We start from the raw sequence: 17,401 nt of genomic DNA, 5'->3' as shown, positions 1-17,401 counted from the left end.
GAGACGATCGGCACACGCCCCGACGGGCGGAGATGGAGACAACCGCATGCATCGCAGAACTGTTTTGAAGCACCTGGCCCTGGCCGCGGCGGCGCCGTTGGCCGTATCGCTAAGCCGCTACGCCGCCGCACGCGACGCGCCGTTGCGCGTGATCGTGCCCTTCCCGCCCGGTGGCGGCACCGATGTGCTGGGCCGCGTCATCGCCGCCACGTTAGAAAGCGCACTGGACCGCTCCGTGGTCGTCGAAAACAAGCCTGGCGCCAGCGGCATGCTGGGCGCCGACTACACCGCCAACGGCGCCAAGGACGGCAGCGTGCTGCTGTTTGCGGGGCTGGTGCCGTCGGTGCGCTACTACGCGCGTCCGCCTGAAGAGGTGTTGAAACAGCTGGCGCCCGTCTGCCCGATTGCGCGTTCGCCCTACATGGTGGCCGTGAACAGCGCACTGCCCGCCAAGACGCTGGCTGAACTTGTCGCCCAGGCCAAGCGCGAGCCCAAGGGGCTGACCTTCGGTTCGCCCGGCAACGCCACGCCGCAGCATCTGGCGACCGAGCTGCTGCAAGCCGCCTGCGGCATCGACATGCTGCATGTGCCGTATCGCGGCACGGGTCCCATGATGACGGACCTGCTGGGCGGCCAGATTCAGCTGGTGGTGGCCACCGTTGCCGCCGTCGAACCGTATCTGAAAAGCGGCCGGCTGCGCGTGCTGGCGGTGACCAGCCGCGAACGCCTGACGAAATACCCCGACATTCCCACCGTCGCCGAAAGCGGTTACGCCGGATTCGATGCGCAGATTCAATTCGGCACGTACTGCGCCGCTGGCACACCGGACACGACGATTGCGGCGCTGAACCAGGGCATCAACCGCGCCCTGCAAACCGACGCCGTCCACGCCAAGCTGGCCGAACAGGGGTTCCAGCCCACCGGCGGCACGCCCCAGCAGTTGCAACAGGCGTTGCTGTCAGAAATCCGCGACGTGGCCGGACTGGTGCAGGCGGGCAAGGTGCGGGTCGACTTGTAGCGATCTGTAGCGGCCCGTAGCGAAAGGGGGGTTACGGCGGCAGGCGGCCTGATTAGAATTCGGTCTTCTTCGTCCCTGCCCGCCCACGATGCCCCGCCCCCTTTCCTGCCTGACCGGCGCCCTGACCTTGTCCGCCCTGTTGACCGGCGTGGCGCAAGCCGCAGGCGGCCCCTGCCCTCAGGCGGCCGACATCGTGCGCACCGTATATCAAAACCACGACCAGCCCGACCACGAAGGCCGCATTCGCCTAAAGCAAGGCCACGCCATCGTGACGATTTCTGACGCGGATGTGGGCGCGCCGTTCGCGGTGGCGTGCAAGGCCTGGCCGGCCAACCCGGACTTGCTGCTGGTGGCGGTGCCGTTGATGCAGGACACGCCCGACCCCGAAAACGGCCACGAAGGCGATCTGGAAGTGCTGGTGCTGGACCGCCAGACGCTGCAAGTGCAGCAGCGCCGCACGCTGGTGGATCTGATGTCGGATGACGCCGTGCGCATCGACGGCCTGTCGTTCGATACGGCGCGCTACGACGTCACCGCAGACCGCCGCGCCTTCGGCATCCGCATCGAACGCCAAGGCGCCTCGCGCGCCAACCCCTTTGATGAAACCAGCTTGCGGCTCTTCACCGTGGAAGACAACGAATTGCGCCTGGTGCTCGACGGCCTGAGCGTCAACCGCTCATCCGGCCAATGGGACACCACCTGCGCGGGCGAATTCAAGGAACGCGCGGTCAGCCTGGCCATGGGCACCGCACAAACGAAGGGTTGGCGCGACGTGGTGCTCACGGACTCGCACTCCGCCAGCCGTGCCGCGGTGCAGCAAGACGGCTGTTCTGAAAAAACCGTCAGCCAGGGCAAGACGCGCCATACGCTGCGCTTTGACGGCAAGCGTTATCCCATTCCCAAGGCGCTGCGTTCGATGGACAGCGAGACCGCTGGATAACCACCATTTACAAGCGGGTCCGTCTCTGGGCATGCTGACTTGTTGATCCGGCGCAGATCGGGCGCAACATGGAGACGACATGCCTAGTCAGGAATCCCTGCATTCCGCCCATATCCGCGAGATCGAACAGGTAGGCCGCGGCCGCCCCACACAGCGCGATGCGCATGTGGTGCGCAGCTGGCTGCGCTGCCTGGATCAATATCAGCTGGACCCCGCCCAGGCGTGCGAAGCCTACATCGTGCCTGACGGCCGGCTGCGCGAACACCGGCAACAATCCGAAGCGCTGATCAACATTGCACGCAGCGGGCTGGACCATCTCTTCAAGCAGGTGGCGGGCCAGAACTATGTGCTGCTGCTGGCCGACCGCCAGGGCGTCACCGTGGAATTCCTGGGCGACCCGTTGCAAACCGACAAGCTGCGCAAGGCCGGCCTGTACCTGGGGTCTGAATGGTCCGAGCCGCGCGCCGGCACCTGCGCCGTGGGCGCTTGCCTGGAAACCGGCGAAGCGCTGACCATCCACCAGACCGATCACTTCGACAACACGCACACGCCGCTGTCCTGCACCGCCGCGCCCATCTACAACGCCGATGGCGAACTGGCCGCCGTGCTGGACATTTCGCTGCTCAGCTCGCCCAGCCTGAAGACCAGCCAGAACCTGGCGCTGCACCTGGTCAACAGCACCACGCGCCGCATCGAACTGGCCAACCTGATGGCGCGCACACGCAATGAATGGGTGCTGCGCTTTGCGCGGTCGCCCGAGTTTCTGGACGTGGACCCGGAAGCGGCCATCTCGCTGGACGGGTCTGGCCGCATTCTGGGCATGACGCATTCCGGCGCCAAGCTGCTGGCGCGCGCCGCCGGGCTGGATTGGCGCAGCCCTGCCGGCCTGATCGGCCAGCCCGTGACCCGCTTCTTTGATGTGCAGCTGGACGACCTGCCGCACTACACGCGCGGCCACGCGCCGCAAGACCGCCTGATCGTTGCCCGCGACGGCAACGCGTTGTTCGCGCACGCCATTGAACCGAACCGCCACCTGCGCGGCGCTACGGTCGCCGTACGCGCCACGCCGTCCGCGCTGCGCGGGCTGGACGGCGGCGACGCCAAGATGGCGGCGCTGCAAGTGCGGGCCGCGAAACTCGCGCGCCAAGGGCTGCCCATTCTGCTGCAAGGCGAAACGGGCGTGGGCAAGGAATACCTGGCCCGCGCCATTCACGACGACAGCCGCCGGCCGGGCAGCTTTGTCGCCGTGAACTGTGCGGCCATTCCCGAATCCCTGATCGAAAGCGAACTGTTCGGTTATCTGCCCGGCGCGTATACCGGCGCCGCGCCCAAAGGCCGCAAGGGCCTGATCGAAGCGTCTGACGGCGGCACCTTGTTCCTGGACGAAATCGGCGACATGCCGCTGGCGCTGCAAAGCCGCTTGCTGCGTGTGTTGGCCGAAGCCGAAGTCACGCCCATCGGCGCCAACGCGCCGCGCGCGGTGCGCCTGTCGCTGGTGTCGGCCTCGCATCGCGACCTGGGCGAACAGGTGCGCCAGGGGCGGTTTCGCGAAGACCTGTATTACCGCATCAACGCCGCTACGCTGACCGTGCCGCCGCTGCGCGAGCGCCAAGACCTGGACTGGCTGATTGCCCGCATGCTGGCGCGCCATCAAGACGAATCCGGCGCACCCGTGCTGTCGCCCGCCGCGCTGCTGGCGCTGAAGGCGCATGCGTGGCCGGGCAATATCCGCGAACTGGCCAACGTCATCGCGGTGGCCGCCGCCTTGTGCGAAGACGGCGTCATCACGCCGCAAGATCTGCCGGAAACGTTTTCGCCGGCAGGCATGGCGGCCAGTGCGGAAGAAGCGGCGCTGCGCGCCACGTTGGCCCGTTGTGGCGGCAACGTGTCGGAAGCAGCGCGGCAGTTGGGCATGGACCGCTCCACCGTCCACCGCCAGATGCGGCGCTATGGTCTGAAGCGTTAGGCGAAAACCAGGCGCAAAGTCAGGCGCAAAGTCAGCGCCGGGCGCCACACCGTGCTGCAACAGGTGAGGCGTGTTGCCACAGTACGCCCCACCGCCGCATCGCGTGCGCCCCGCCGCGCCGGGCGTTCGACAGACCTTCACACCTGGCACGGCATTTGCGTGTGCAGTCTTGACGCCCACCGGCCGGCACAGGCTGCGGCGTCAATGGACGGAGCCATCCGCCATGACCACAACGCCCGCCTCGGGCAAGGAGACAAGACATGCAGACAGACCCCGCCGATGCCGCCCTGGACGCGGTGCTCGCCCGCCTGAACACAGCATTGGGCAACAAGGAGATTGATGCGGTTGCCGGCCTGTTCCAGGACGAATGCTATTGGCGCGACCTGGTACTTTTCAGCTGGAACCTGCGCACACTGGAAGGCCGCGGCCAGATCCGCGACATGCTCGCGCAACAGCTGTCGCAAGTGGAGCCGGTGCGCTTCACCCGCGACGAACGCGAAGCCGTGTCCGACGACGGCGGCCTGCTCCAAGCCTGGCTGCATATCGACACGAATCTTGCGCGCGGCTACGGTCATATCCGCGTGAAAGACGGCAAGATCTGGACGCTGCTGACCACCATGTCCGAACTGAAAGGCCATGAAGAACCCAGCGGCACGCGCCGCCCCAAGGGCGCCGAACACGGCAGCAGCCGCGAACGCCAGACCTGGCTGGAAAAGCGCGAGCAGGAAGCCGCGGAACTGGGCTACAAAACCCAGCCCTATGTGCTGATCATTGGCGGCGGGCAAGGCGGTATTGCGCTGGGCGCGCGGCTGCGCCAGCTGGATGTGCCCACCATCATCATCGAAAAGAACGAACGCGCGGGCGACAGCTGGCGCAAGCGCTACAAGTCGTTGTGCCTGCACGACCCGGTCTGGTACGACCACCTGCCCTACATTCCCTTCCCCGAAAACTGGCCCGTATTCGCGCCCAAGGACAAAGTCGGCGACTGGCTCGAGATGTACACGAAGGTGATGGAGCTGAACTACTGGACGTCCAGCGTCTGCGAGTCGGCACGCTATGACGACGCGAAACAGGAATGGGAAGTCACGGTGCTGCGCGAGGGCAAGCCCGTGGTGTTGCGCCCCAAGCAGCTGGTGCTGGCCACCGGCATGTCGGGCAAGCCGAACATTCCGCGCTTTCCGGGTCAGGACGAGTTCCGGGGCGAACAGCAGCATTCGTCGCAGCACCCCGGTCCCGATGCGTATCGCGGCAAGAACGTCGTGGTGATCGGCGCCAACAATTCGGCGCATGACATCTGCGCCGCGCTGTGGGAAGGCGGCGCCAACGTCACCATGGTGCAGCGTTCATCCACGCATATCGTGCGGTCGGATTCGCTGATGGACATCGGGCTGGGCGGGCTGTATTCCGAACAGGCGCTGGCCAACGGCATGACCACGCGCAAGGCGGACCTGACCTTTGCGTCGCTGCCGTACAAGATCATGGCGCAGTTTCAGATTCCGCTGTACGAACAGATGCGCGAGCGCGACGCGGAGTTCTACGCCAAGCTGGAGAAGGCCGGCTTCATGCTGGACTGGGGGGACGACGGCTCCGGCCTCTTCATGAAGTACCTGCGGCGCGGCTCGGGCTATTACATCGACGTAGGCGCGTGCGACCTGATCATCGACGGCAGCATCAAGCTGCAATCCGGCACCGACGTCAGCCACCTGGCGCGCGAAGCCGTCGTATTGAAGAACGGCGTCACGCTGCCCGCCGACCTGGTCGTCTACGCCACCGGCTATGGCTCGATGAACGGCTGGGCGGCCGACCTGATCAGCCCCGAGGTCGCCGACAAGGTAGGCAAGTGCTGGGGCCTGGGCTCAGACACCACGAAAGACCCCGGCCCCTGGGAAGGTGAACAGCGCAACATGTGGAAGCCCACGCAGCAGGAAGGGCTGTGGTTTCACGGCGGCAACCTGCATCAGTCGCGGCATTACTCGCAATACCTGTCGCTGCAACTGAAGGCGCGGCACGTTGGGTTGCCGGTACAGGTCTACGGCTTGCAGGAGGTGCACCACAAGCGGTAGCGAACCCAGCTGACCCCTCCGGCGCAAGCGGCCTCCCCAGCCGCTTGCGCCGGCGGCGCTTGCACGTTAAATTGTTGACAATCTGGCGTCCAAGAACGCTTTATCCCGATTTTTACCCCTGAAACCGGATAGATTGTTGACACAATGAGCAAAGTGCTGACCCTGCCAGGCACGCCGCCGGGCGATGGTGAAACGCTGTCGGATCACATCTTCAAGAAGATCCAGGCCGCCATCGTCAAAGGCGAGATCGCCCCGGGCAGCAAGATTTCCGAGCCCGAGCTGGCGCGCATCCATGGCGTGAGCCGCGGGCCGCTGCGCGAGGCGCTGCACCGGCTTGAAGGCCAGAAGCTGCTGGTGCGCGTACCGCATGCGGGCGCGCGCGTTGTGTCGCTGTCGCAGCAAGAGCTGTCCGAACTCTACGAAATCCGCGAATCGCTGGAAGGCATGGCGTGCCGGCTGGCTGCCGAACGCATGCCGCCCTCTGAAATCGCTGAACTGCGCGGCGTGCTGGAAGCGCACGAGCGCGACGCGGCCTTTCAAGCCGGGCTGGGCTACTACCAGCAGGAAGGCGATTACGATTTCCACTATCGCATCGTCAAGGGCAGCGGCAACCAGATGCTGTTTCGCATGCTGTGCGACGAGCTCTATCAATTGGCGCGCATGTACCGCATCCAGTACTCGACCACGCCCAACCGGCCGCGCCAGGCCTACGCCGAACACCACCGCATTCTTGACGCCATTGCCGACCGCGATGGCGAGCTGGCTGAAATCCTGATGCGGCGGCACATCCGTGTGTCGCGCATCAACATCGAACAACAGATCGCGCAGAGCAAGCAGCAGCGCACGGAGGCATGATGAATCACTCGTACCGCAAGACCCTGCCCGGCACCCGCCTGGATTATTTCGATGCGCGCGCCGCCGTCGAAGCCATTGCGCCGGGCGCTTACGCCGGCCTGCCCTATACGTCGCGCGTGCTGGCTGAAAACCTGGTGCGCCGCTGCGACCCGGCCATGCTGACCGATGCGTTAAAGCAGCTGATCGAACGCCGCCGCGACCTGGACTTTCCGTGGTTTCCGGCGCGCGTGGTCTGTCATGACATCCTGGGCCAGACCGCGCTGGTGGACCTGGCGGGCCTGCGTGACGCCATCGCCGAAAAAGGTGGCGACCCGGCCAAGGTGAATCCGGTTGTGCCGGTGCAGTTGATCGTGGACCATTCGCTGGCCGTGGAATTCGACGGCACCGACCCCGACGCCTTCGCCCGCAACCGCGCGGTGGAAGACCGCCGCAACGAAGACCGCTTCCACTTCATCGACTGGACCAAGCAGGCGTTTCGCAACATCGAAGTCGTGCCGCCGGGCAACGGCATCATGCACCAGATCAACCTGGAGCGGATGTCGCCCGTCATCTACACGCAAGACGGCGTGGCGTTCCCCGACACGCTCGTCGGCACCGACAGCCACACGCCGCACGTGGATGCGCTGGGCGTCATCGCCATCGGCGTGGGCGGCCTGGAAGCGGAAAACGTGATGCTGGGCCGCGCGTCGTGGATGCGCCTGCCGGACATCATCGGCGTGGAACTCACGGGGCGTGCGCAACCCGGCATCACCGCCACCGACGTGGTGCTGACGCTGACCGAATTCCTGCGTAAAGAAAAGGTCGTGGGCGCGTATCTGGAGTTCTACGGCGAAGGCGCCGCCAGCCTGACGCTAGGCGACCGCGCCACCATCTCGAACATGGCACCCGAATACGGCGCAACCGCCGCGATGTTCTCGATTGATCAGCAGACCATCGACTACCTGCGCCTGACCGGCCGCGAAGACGAACAGATCGCGCTGGTGGAAACCTATGCCAAGACGGCGGGCCTGTGGTCCGACAGCTTGAAGACCGCCGAATACGAACGCGTGCTGCGTTTCGATTTGTCGACCGTCGTGCGCACGCTGGCCGGCCCGTCGAACCCGCATCGCCGCCTGCCCGTGTCGGATCTGGCCGCGCGCGGCATTTCGGGCGTGGTGGAAAACGAACCCGGCCTGATGCCGGATGGCGCGGTCATCATCGCCGCCATCACCAGCTGCACCAACACCAGCAACCCGCGCAACGTGATTGCCGCCGGCCTGCTGGCGCGCAACGCCAAGGCGCGCGGTCTGACGCGCAAGCCTTGGGTGAAGAGTTCGCTTGCGCCCGGTTCCAAGGCCGTGCAGCTGTATCTGGAAGAAGCCGGCCTGCTGCCCGACCTGGAAGCGCTGGGCTTTGGCGTGGTGGCGTTTGCCTGTACCACTTGCAACGGCATGTCGGGCGCGCTGGACCCGAAGATCCAGCAAGAGATCATCGACCGCGACCTCTATTCCACCGCCGTGCTGTCTGGCAACCGCAACTTCGATGGCCGCATCCATCCCTACGCCAAGCAGGCCTTCCTGGCTTCGCCCCCGCTGGTGGTGGCCTACGCCATCGCTGGCACCATCCGCTTTGACATCGAACGCGACGTGCTGGGCCTGGACCAGAACGGCCAGGAAATCCGCCTGAAAGACATCTGGCCCAGCGACGAAGAGATCGACGCCGTGGTCAAGACCGCCGTCAAGCCGGAACAATTCCGCAAGGTGTACGCGCCGATGTTCGGCATTCAGGATGACCGCAAGGCCGGCGTCAGCCCGCTGTACGCCTGGCGCCCGCAAAGCACCTACATCCGCCGTCCGCCCTACTGGGAAGGCGCGCTGGCCGGCGAGCGCACGTTGCGCGGCATGCTGCCGCTGGCGGTGCTGGGCGACAACATCACCACCGACCACCTGTCGCCATCCAACGCCATCCTGCTGGACAGCGCGGCGGGCGAATACCTGGACAAGATGGGCCTGCCCGAAGAAGACTTCAACTCGTACGCGACCCACCGCGGCGACCACCTGACCGCGCAACGCGCCACCTTCGCCAACCCCAAGCTCTTTAACGAGATGGTGACGAACGAGGACGGCAGCGTGAAGCAAGGCTCGCTGGCGCGCGTGGAACCGGAAGGCCAGGTCATGCGCATGTGGGAAGCCATCGAAACCTATATGGACCGCAAGCAGCCGCTGATCATCGTGGCCGGCGCCGACTACGGCCAGGGCTCGTCGCGCGACTGGGCCGCCAAGGGCGTGCGGCTGGCGGGCGTGGAAGCCATCGTTGCCGAGGGCTTTGAACGCATCCATCGCACCAACCTGATCGGCATGGGCGTGCTGCCGCTGGAATTCAAGCCGGGCGTGAACCGCAAGACGCTGGCGCTGGACGGCACCGAAAGCTATGACGTCATCGGCGAACGCAAACCGCGCGCGGACTTGACGCTGGTGATCCACCGCCGCAACGGCGAGACCGTGCAAGTGCCCGTCACCTGCCGTCTGGACACCGCGGAAGAAGTATCGATCTACGACGCGGGCGGCGTGCTGCAACGCTTTGCGCAAGACTTCCTGGAAGCCGAATCCGCAGGCGGCGCGAAGCAAGCCAGCTGAGTTTGACGTTGACGGGCGGGCCTCATCGCGCCCGCCAGTCTTTCACACCGAATCCGCATATCCGCACCGAGACATCAGGACAACCCCATGGCCCATGCTCCCCAGACCAAGATTGCCGCCACCTACATGCGCGGCGGCACCAGCAAAGGCGTGTTCTTCAAGCTGGACGATCTTCCCGAATCCGCCCGCGTACCCGGCGCCGCGCGCGATGCGCTGCTGATGCGCGTGATCGGCAGCCCCGACCCCTATGGCAAGCAGATCGACGGCATGGGTGCGGCAACGTCCAGCACCAGCAAGACCGTCATCGTCGGCAAAAGCACGCAGCCCGATCATGACGTGGACTATCTGTTCGGCCAGGTCTCCATCGACCAGCCGTTCGTGGACTGGAGCGGCAACTGCGGCAACCTGTCGGCCGCCGTCGGCCCGTTTGCGATTACCAACGGCCTGATCGACCCTGCCCGCGTGCCTGCCAACGGCATCGCGGTGGTGCGCATCTGGCAAGCCAACATCAAGAAGACCATCATCGCCCACGTGCCGATGACTGACGGCGCGGTGCAGGAAACCGGCGACTTCGAACTGGATGGCGTGACCTTCCCCGCCGCCGAATTGCAGCTGGAATTCATGGACCCGGCCGAAGACGGCGACGGCGGCTCGATGTTCCCCACCGGCAATCTGGTCGACGACCTGGAGGTGCCGGGCGTAGGCACGTTCAAGGCCACGATGATCAACTCGGGCATTCCCACCATCTTCCTGGATGCGTCGGCGCTGGGTTACACCGGCACGGAATTGCAGGACGATATCAACAGCGACGCGGCGGCGCTCGCCCGCTTTGAAACCATCCGCGCGCACGGTGCGCTGCGCATGGGCCTGATCAAAACCATCGAAGAAGCCGCCGCCCGCCAGCACACGCCCAAGGTAGCGTTCGTGGCGCCGCCCAAGGCGTATGAATCATCCGCTGGCAAGGCCATTGGCGAAGGCGACGTTGACGTGCTGGTGCGCGCGCTGTCCATGGGCAAGCTGCACCACGCCATGATGGGTACGGCGTCCGTCGCCATCGCCACCGCCGCAGCCGTGCCCGGCACGCTGGTGAACCTGGCGGCAGGCGGCGGCGAACGCGATCAGGTGTGCTTCGGCCACCCCTCCGGCACGCTGCGCGTGGGCGCGCAGGCGCAGTTGGTGGACGGCGAATGGAAGGTCACGAAAGCCATCATGAGCCGCAGCGCGCGGGTGCTGATGGAAGGGCGAGTCCACGTGCCGAACGTCGGATTTTGAGTCTGAATTGATCGTCTCCGGTTGCGAGCAATCGCTCGCAACCCCTATTTTTCCCGGGTTTTTCAGGCCTCAAGGGTAGACGCCGCCGTCGTCTGTCCCTATACTCTCGGGCTGTTGTTACTCATCACCGGACCCTGACGATGCGTCGTCATCCCAGGGCACCCGTCACACGGCCGCGCACAGCGGCCCGGCGCCAGCGCCGAAACACCATCACCCAGCCGCCCGGCTTATACCGGCGGCTGCGGAACAAAAACCTGCTTACCCAGCAGGAACATTGCTCACCGCATTGAGCTGCGCCTGCATCCAGGGCTTCGGGCTATGGCGTCGAATCACGCGTTCAAACCACGCGCTCGAACGACGTCTTCGTTTCCAGGATGCGCCGGCCCAATGCCGCAGCAAGACACCATCACGGTGTGTCTTGTGTCTTGTCCACCCCGGGCCGCCATCCGCCGCCCGGGCGGGCAGGCATGTGATCGCGCGCGCGAAACGTGCAACCCCTGCGCCGCGATCATTGGTGTTTCGTGCCTGGCCGTCTACGAGCAAGGACCTACACGATGCAAGAGAGTGTTTTCTTCCAGTTATCGGCCACCACGGCCATCTTGTTGCTGGCCGGCTTCTACGGCGCCACGTTTCTCATGTCGCTATTCATTGGCGAAAAGCACGAGAACGTGGATGGCTTCATGGTGTCGAACAACGCGGTCGGTTTTGGCCTGTCGGCCGCCAGCATGATCGCCACCTGGATCTGGGCGGCGTCCTTCTACGCCAGCGCCACGTCCGGATTCAAGTACGGCTTGTCCGGCCCGCTGCATTACGGCTTCTGGGGCGCGCTGATGATTCTGTTCATCTACCCCTTCGGCAAGCGCTTCAGACAACTGGCGCCCAAGGCGCACACGCTGGCCGAAGTGATCCATGCGCGCCACGGCACGTCCAGCCAGATGATCATGGCGGTGTCCAACATTGTGGGCAGCTGCATCAGCCTGATGGTGAACTTCACCGCGGCAGGCGCGCTGGTGTCGATACTGAGCCCGCTGACGTTCATCCAGGGCGTGCTGATCGCCGGGCTGGGCGTGCTGTCTTACACGCTGTGGTCGGGCTTTCGCACATCGGTCATGACCGACTTCGCGCAACTGGCGGCAATGATCATCGCCGCCGTCATCATCATCCCGCTCATCTTCTTCAACGCCGGCGGGCCAGACTTGCTGCAAGCCAACATGTGGCGCTTGAACAGCGACCAGGCCGACTTCTATTCGACCAAAGCCATCCTGGAACAAGGCGCGCCCTACTTCGTGGCGGTGCTGGCCTACGCCATTGGCAACCAGACCATCGCGCAACGGCTATTCGCCGTGCGTGAAGACTTGATCAAGCCCACCTTCCTGACGGCCACCATCGGGTACGGCGCGGTGGTGATCGGGCTGGGCATGCTGGGCTTGTTGGCCTTGTTCGTTGGGCTTGAACCCGCCAACGGCGACATGAACAACATCATTCCGCAGATGGCGTCCACCTACCTGCCGCCGTTTGGCATCGCGCTGTTCTTTCTGCTGGTCGTGGGCTCGCTGTCGTCCACGGCGGACTCCGATCTGGCTGCGCTGTCGGCCATTGTCATGACGGACGTCTACGCCAAGAACCTGGCGCGCGGCCGCCCGGACCCGCGCCGCATGCTGTGGTGGGGCCGCGCCACCATGATCATCGCCACGATGATTGGCGTGATCTTCGCCAGCCTGCGGCTGGACATCCTCGTCATGCTGGTGTTCGTAGGCGCGTTGTGGGGCGCCATCGTCTTTCCGGTGATCGCCAGCTTCTACTGGGACCGCGTCAACAACCGCGCATTCGTGTGCTCGGTGCTGTCCGCCGTGGCGCTGTTCACCATCGTGCGTTTCGAACTGCTGCCCATGACGGGCGTGATCGCGGCGGGCTTTGAAATCTGCGCGGCCGTGGGCGGCGGCGTGGTGTTGGGGCTGATGACGTTCGGCTTCTTCGGCCGCACGGCCGCGATTGCAGTGGGCACGATGGGCGCCATCGTGATGCTGCCCGCCTTCATCGGCAACCTGCGCGACTACATCGTGCTGCTGGCGTCCCTGACCGCTTACGGCGCCAGCGCCATCGTGTGCGTGGCGCTTAGCTTGCGCAACCGCGAACGCTTTGATTTCACGCTGCTGGCAGACCGGGTGACGTCGTTTCATCACGAGCAGGAAGCCATGATGAAAGCGCCTTCCGGAAAGCTTTCCGCCGACGCCGCGCAGTGAAACCCCGTCCAACGACAACCCATCAACAACAAGGAGATTGATATGTAGCTGACCGCCTATTTTTTGATCTGGCCGGCGATATCCGCAGCCATTCTGGCGATCTTGTGCGTCACGCTATGGAAAGATATCCGCGCGGCAAAGCAAAGCGGCACATCAATGATCTGACGCCGCAGCCAGCACTTTCAACACCGCCGCGCCCGTCGCCACCACGTGGCTGGCCACGCTTAATTCGCCGCGCATGAACACCAGGCTGGCGGTCGTGCGCAGGACCTGGCCGCGCACTTCCAGGAATTGGCCGGCGCGCGCCGGCATCAGAAAGTGCGTGTCCAGTTGCACCGTCACGCATGGGCGGCGGTCCAGCGCTTGCCAGGCGATGGCGCTTAAGCCGTGATCCAGCATGGCGGTCAGCAGGCCGCCATGCACCACGCCCGCGGGATTCAAATGGGCTTCCGTCGCCAGCAATCCAAACGCCCACGCTTGCGCTTCTTTGCGCATCCACAAAGGACCGATCAGCCCCGCGAACCCCGGCAATGTCTTTTGACGCCAGCCATCGGCGGCCAGCGATTCGGCGGTGGGTGGCGCATGCATGGCGTCAACTCCGCGCGGACAACAGTTGCGACAAGGTCTGCGCTTCCGCCTGCAATTCCTTGGCCAGCGCATGGGCGCGCGCGTCGTCCAATTGTTCGGCCAGGCCCGCGGCCACCAAGGAATGCGTCATGCGCTCGTGCTTGTCCAAGACCGGCACCGCAATCACCACAACGCCGTTGATGTAGTGGTTGCGATCCAGGCTATAGCCATCGCGGCGCACGGCGTCCACGTCTGCCTTCCACTCGGCGTATTGCGGCGCCTGATCCCAGCGCAAGGCTTTGAAGCGCCGTTCCAATTCCTTGTCCGACAGCGGCGAAAAGGCGGCCACCAAGCGGCCCGTTGCGCTGATCAACGCGGGGAAACGGCTGCCCACGTCCACATGCAAACGGAACGGCGCGGTCGAACGCGACAGCGCCAGCACCACCATGTGTTCGCTGCCCGCCACTTCCACACCGATTGCCGTGACGTTAGCCGTGCTGGACAGCTTGTCCAGCACGGGCTGCACCAAGGCCGGGAACGGACTGCTTTCGATCACGCTGCGCGCCAGCGTCAGCATGCCCACGCCCAGGCTATAGCGCTTGGTGGCGGCATCCACTTTCACCAGGCCCTCTTCCACCAGCACGCGAAGGATGTGCAGGCAGGTGCTGGTGACCATGTCCAGTTCCTGCGAGATCGCCTTCAAGGTCATCGGCGCGCCGCCCCGGCCCAGCAATCGCAGGATGGCGATTGACCGCGTCACGGCCGGCACGGGCCGCACGCGTGGCCCCGCGGCTGCGGGGGATTCCTGGGAACTGGCTTCGCTCATCTGCATCTCCGATTTTTACTGCGGCAAGCATACCTTGCCGGGCCTGCGGCGTCGCCGTTTTGCGACGCTTATAATTGTCTATATACAATCAATAGACGTCATTGACAATTTAAAAGCCGGCGCGCATAGTCTGCCCAACGGATTGCCGAACCCACACAGGTACGACGACATGACGATGCTGACCCAGACCACTTCTTACGCGGACGCCCAGGCGCTCTGCTCCTCGGACAAGCTCTGGGAGCTGTTCGACGGCAACCGCGAGCAGATGAACATTGCCCACGAATGCATCGACCGGCATGCGGGCAAGGACGACCCCGCCATCATCCTGGTGCGCGCGGCGGGCGGTGATGAGACCTACACGTTTCGCCAGATCGCCCAGCTGTCGTCGCAATTTGCGCACGCACTGGTGGAGCAAGGCATCCGCCCCGGCGACCGCGTGGCGGTGATGCTGGAACCGTCGCTGGCGTTCTACGTGGCGATGTTTGGCGCGATGAAAATGGGCGCCATCGCCGTGCCGCTGTTCACCTTGTTCGGCCCCGACGGCATCCGCCTGCGCGTGCAGGACTGCAAGCCCCGCATGCTGGTGACCAACGCTGAAAAGGCGCCCATGGTTTCGGCAGGGGACGACATGCGCGTCGTCATTGCTGACGACACGTTCCTGGGCAAACTGGCCAGCTACCCCACGCACTACGCCTGCAATACGCGGGCCGACGACCTGGCCATCTTTCAGTACACCTCGGGCACCACGCGGGAATTGCCGGACGCCGTCAAGCACACACACCGCGCACTCGTCACGCTGATGCTGGCCGCGCTGTACGGCACCGGCGTGCGCCCCGGCGACCGCTTCATGTGCCCGTCATCGCCCGCCTGGGGCCATGGCTTGTGGCATGGCACGCTGGCCCCGCTGGCGCTGGGCGTGACCATTGGCGCCTACGCCGGCAAGTTCAACGCCGAACGCTTGCTGCAAGCCTTGCAGGACCACGCGTTCAACAACATCTCGGCCGCCGCCACGCACTACCGGATGATGCGCAATTCCGGCGCGGCAGACCGCTACCGTTATCGCCTGGACAAGGTGTCCTTCACCGGCGAACCCATCGACAGCGAAACGTCCGCGTTCGTCGAAGCCACCTTCGGCCGGCCCGTGTGCAGCATGTACGGCACCACCGAAATCGGCGTGTGCCTGGTGAACTACCCCGGCGCGGCGGACTTCACCGTCAAGCCCGGATCGCTCGGCAAACCCGTGCCGGGCCTGCGCGTTGAAGTGCAAGACGCCAACGGCGCGCCCTGCCCGCCTGGCGTCACCGGCGAATTGAAGCTGTACCGGCGCGATGCCTGGGTCGCCACCAAAGACCTGGGGCGCATCGATGAAGACGGCTATTTCTGGCATGGCGGCCGCGCCGACGACGTCATCATCTCGGCCGGCTGGACCATGAGCGCCGTTGAAATCGAAGATGCCATCCTCAAGCATCGCGACGTGTCCGAAGCCGCCGCCATCGGCGTGCCGGACGCGCTGCGCGGCCAGGTCGTCAAAGCCTTCGTGGTGTCGGCCCGCCCGGGCGACGACGCCTTCGTGGAAGAAATTCAGAACGCCGTGCGCAGCCAGCTGGCGCAGCACGAGTATCCGCGTCAGGTGGTGTTCGTGCCTGAACTGCCCAAGACGCCGGCCGGAAAGATTCATCGCCGGAAACTGCGGGAGCAAGAGCTTGCCACCGCTGATGCATCAACCGTAAACGCCGCGCCCGCCGCGCACGTCTGACCATCCCCCAGGAGACATCATGCTGACCAAGACCAAGATCGAACGTAGCTTTCCGACCATCACCGAGCAAGGCTTGGACGAGCTGCGCGCACGCATCGGCGTGAAGATCGGCGCCACCGCCGAGCCGTGGTGCTACGAGGCCACGCGCGACAACATCCGCCACTACGCCCACGGCATTGGCGACGACAACCCCTTGTGGTCTGACCCGGAGTACGCGGCCAAGACCCAGCACGGCGGCATCATCGCGCTGCCCAGCTTCCTGTTTTCCACGAGCCGCATCGTGTCGGGCTACGTCGGCGGGCTGCCGGGCGTGCATGCAATGTGGTCGGGCGCTGATTGGACCTGGCACAAGACCGTCAAGCGCAACGACACCATCTCCACCGAAGCGCACCTGAAGAACCTGATCGAACACCAGACCCGCTTCGCCGGCCGCGCCATCCAGCAGATTTATCACGTCGACTTCTTCAACCAGGATGGCGACAAGGTGGCCGAGGCCGACAGCTGGTGCTTCCGCACTGAACGCGACCACGCCCGCGAGCAAGGCAGCAAGTACAAGGAAGTGCGCGCCCGCGAACCGCGCCGCTACAGCCCCGAAGAAATCAAGGAAGCCTACAAGCTCTACGCGCAGGAAGAAGTGCGCGGCGCCACGCCCCGTTACTGGGAAGACGTGAAGGAAGGCGAAGAACTGCCCGTGATGTTCAAAGGCCCGATGACGGTGACCGGCTTCATCGCCTATGCGCAGGGCTGGGGCGGCCTGTACATCCGCGCCAACAAATTGGCGTGGCAACTGATTGACGCGCACCCGGGCGTGGGCATCACCAACCGCTTCGGCATTCCCGACGTGCCGGAACGCGTGCACTGGGAAGAAGAATTCGCGCTGGAAGTCGGCGCGCCGGGCGCCTATGACTACGGCCCCGAACGCAATTCCTGGCTCACGCACCATCTGACCAACTGGATGGGCGACGCCGGCTTTCTGCGCAAGTCCACCTGCAAAATCCGCCGCCACAACCCGGAAGGCGACATGCTGTTCTTCAAGGGCCGCGTCACGCGCAAGTACGTTGAAGACGGCCGCCATCTGGTTGAAATCGAACAGGAAGCCCGCAACCAAGACGACGAATTGTCCGTGCTGGGTTCCGGCGTGGTTGAATTGCCCACCCGCGCGTGATGTCAGCGTGATGTGAGTGTGATTCAAGCGTGACGTAATCGGGCCGCCCTGCGCACATTGCGCGCGGAGCGGCTTGTTTTCCCCGACGGCTGACCAGCCGCCGCTGCTTGCCATG

General features: G+C 64.8%; 13 protein-coding genes. 11 read left to right on the top strand and 2 right to left on the bottom strand.

The annotated features are described in order from the left end of the window. Window positions 1-46 precede the first annotated feature (46 nt). From ACFZAI_RS03170 to ACFZAI_RS03130, 9 genes are all read left to right on the top strand, one after another. Complete coding sequence (locus ACFZAI_RS03170) at window positions 47-1,018, top strand: Bug family tripartite tricarboxylate transporter substrate binding protein (RefSeq protein WP_391565540.1); 972 nt, start codon at window positions 47-49, stop codon at window positions 1,016-1,018. Window positions 1,019-1,106: 88 nt separating this feature from the next. Beyond that, the gene (locus ACFZAI_RS03165; RefSeq protein WP_391565539.1) at window positions 1,107-1,958 is read left to right on the top strand and encodes a hypothetical protein; all 852 of its coding nucleotides are present in this window, start codon (window positions 1,107-1,109) and stop codon (window positions 1,956-1,958) included. Window positions 1,959-2,037: 79 nt separating this feature from the next. Further along, on the top strand, window positions 2,038-3,924 hold the full coding sequence (locus tag ACFZAI_RS03160; protein WP_391565538.1) for a sigma-54-dependent Fis family transcriptional regulator: 1,887 nt from the start codon (window positions 2,038-2,040) through the stop codon (window positions 3,922-3,924). Between the two features lie 260 nt (window positions 3,925-4,184). Beyond that, a complete protein-coding gene (locus tag ACFZAI_RS03155; RefSeq protein WP_391565537.1) occupies window positions 4,185-5,987 on the top strand; it encodes an NAD(P)/FAD-dependent oxidoreductase in 1,803 nt (600 codons plus the stop codon). Window positions 5,988-6,131: 144 nt separating this feature from the next. Continuing rightward, window positions 6,132-6,842, top strand: a complete 711-nt coding sequence (locus ACFZAI_RS03150) for a GntR family transcriptional regulator (RefSeq protein WP_391565536.1) — start codon at window positions 6,132-6,134, stop codon at window positions 6,840-6,842. Continuing rightward, a complete protein-coding gene (acnD, locus tag ACFZAI_RS03145) occupies window positions 6,842-9,457 on the top strand; it encodes a Fe/S-dependent 2-methylisocitrate dehydratase AcnD (protein WP_391566256.1) in 2,616 nt (871 codons plus the stop codon). Before ACFZAI_RS03150 ends, acnD begins: the two co-directional genes overlap by 1 nt. Window positions 9,458-9,544: 87 nt before the next feature. Continuing rightward, window positions 9,545-10,729, top strand: coding sequence for a 2-methylaconitate cis-trans isomerase PrpF (prpF, locus tag ACFZAI_RS03140; protein ID WP_391565535.1), 1,185 nt, complete (start codon window positions 9,545-9,547; stop codon window positions 10,727-10,729). 554 nt (window positions 10,730-11,283) lie between these two features. Next, complete coding sequence (locus tag ACFZAI_RS03135) at window positions 11,284-12,972, top strand: sodium:solute symporter family protein (RefSeq protein WP_391565534.1); 1,689 nt, start codon at window positions 11,284-11,286, stop codon at window positions 12,970-12,972. Between the two features lie 63 nt (window positions 12,973-13,035). After that, the gene (locus ACFZAI_RS03130) at window positions 13,036-13,137 is read left to right on the top strand and encodes a putative transporter small subunit (RefSeq protein ID WP_391565533.1); all 102 of its coding nucleotides are present in this window, start codon (window positions 13,036-13,038) and stop codon (window positions 13,135-13,137) included. Here the strand turns inward: ACFZAI_RS03130 and ACFZAI_RS03125 are convergent. Then, window positions 13,126-13,560: a PaaI family thioesterase gene (locus ACFZAI_RS03125; RefSeq protein WP_391565532.1), complete on the bottom strand. Its 435-nt coding sequence runs from the start codon at window positions 13,558-13,560 to the stop codon at window positions 13,126-13,128. The genes ACFZAI_RS03130 and ACFZAI_RS03125 overlap by 12 nt on opposite strands. Before the next feature lie 4 nt (window positions 13,561-13,564). Further along, complete coding sequence (locus ACFZAI_RS03120) at window positions 13,565-14,365, bottom strand: IclR family transcriptional regulator (protein ID WP_391565531.1); 801 nt, start codon at window positions 14,363-14,365, stop codon at window positions 13,565-13,567. 169 nt (window positions 14,366-14,534) lie between these two features. Here ACFZAI_RS03120 and ACFZAI_RS03115 point away from each other — a divergent pair, with 169 nt between their 5' ends. Both ACFZAI_RS03115 and ACFZAI_RS03110 read left to right on the top strand, forming a co-directional pair. Beyond that, window positions 14,535-16,121 (top strand): acyl-CoA synthetase, encoded by a 1,587-nt coding sequence (locus ACFZAI_RS03115; RefSeq protein ID WP_391565530.1) that lies wholly within the window; start codon window positions 14,535-14,537, stop codon window positions 16,119-16,121. A gap of 19 nt (window positions 16,122-16,140) precedes the next feature. Next, window positions 16,141-17,286 (top strand): MaoC family dehydratase N-terminal domain-containing protein, encoded by a 1,146-nt coding sequence (locus ACFZAI_RS03110; protein ID WP_391565529.1) that lies wholly within the window; start codon window positions 16,141-16,143, stop codon window positions 17,284-17,286. The last annotated feature ends 115 nt before the right edge of the window (window positions 17,287-17,401 follow it).

The organism is Achromobacter sp. NPDC008082 (assembly GCF_042957345.1).
In the GTDB taxonomy this organism is placed as follows: domain Bacteria; phylum Pseudomonadota; class Gammaproteobacteria; order Burkholderiales; family Burkholderiaceae_B; genus Achromobacter; species Achromobacter kerstersii_A.
Note: the sequence above shows the minus strand (reverse complement) of the source record. Positions and strands in the feature narration are given on the sequence as shown.

Bases quoted from the DNA above. Each gene is read 5' to 3' on its own strand.
- ACFZAI_RS03125 (WP_391565532.1), bottom strand. From the start codon at position 13,560: ATGCATGCGCCACCCACCGCCGAATCGCTGGCCGCCGATGGCTGGCGT.
- ACFZAI_RS03170 (WP_391565540.1), top strand. From the start codon at position 47: ATGCATCGCAGAACTGTTTTGAAGCACCTGGCCCTGGCCGCGGCGGCG.
- ACFZAI_RS03115 (WP_391565530.1), top strand. From the start codon at position 14,535: ATGACGATGCTGACCCAGACCACTTCTTACGCGGACGCCCAGGCGCTC.
- ACFZAI_RS03165 (WP_391565539.1), top strand. From the start codon at position 1,107: ATGCCCCGCCCCCTTTCCTGCCTGACCGGCGCCCTGACCTTGTCCGCC.
- ACFZAI_RS03160 (WP_391565538.1), top strand. From the start codon at position 2,038: ATGCCTAGTCAGGAATCCCTGCATTCCGCCCATATCCGCGAGATCGAA.
- ACFZAI_RS03135 (WP_391565534.1), top strand. From the start codon at position 11,284: ATGCAAGAGAGTGTTTTCTTCCAGTTATCGGCCACCACGGCCATCTTG.
- ACFZAI_RS03110 (WP_391565529.1), top strand. From the start codon at position 16,141: ATGCTGACCAAGACCAAGATCGAACGTAGCTTTCCGACCATCACCGAG.
- acnD (WP_391566256.1), top strand. From the start codon at position 6,842: ATGAATCACTCGTACCGCAAGACCCTGCCCGGCACCCGCCTGGATTAT.
- ACFZAI_RS03120 (WP_391565531.1), bottom strand. From the start codon at position 14,365: ATGAGCGAAGCCAGTTCCCAGGAATCCCCCGCAGCCGCGGGGCCACGC.
- ACFZAI_RS03150 (WP_391565536.1), top strand. From the start codon at position 6,132: ATGAGCAAAGTGCTGACCCTGCCAGGCACGCCGCCGGGCGATGGTGAA.
- prpF (WP_391565535.1), top strand. From the start codon at position 9,545: ATGGCCCATGCTCCCCAGACCAAGATTGCCGCCACCTACATGCGCGGC.
- ACFZAI_RS03155 (WP_391565537.1), top strand. From the start codon at position 4,185: ATGCAGACAGACCCCGCCGATGCCGCCCTGGACGCGGTGCTCGCCCGC.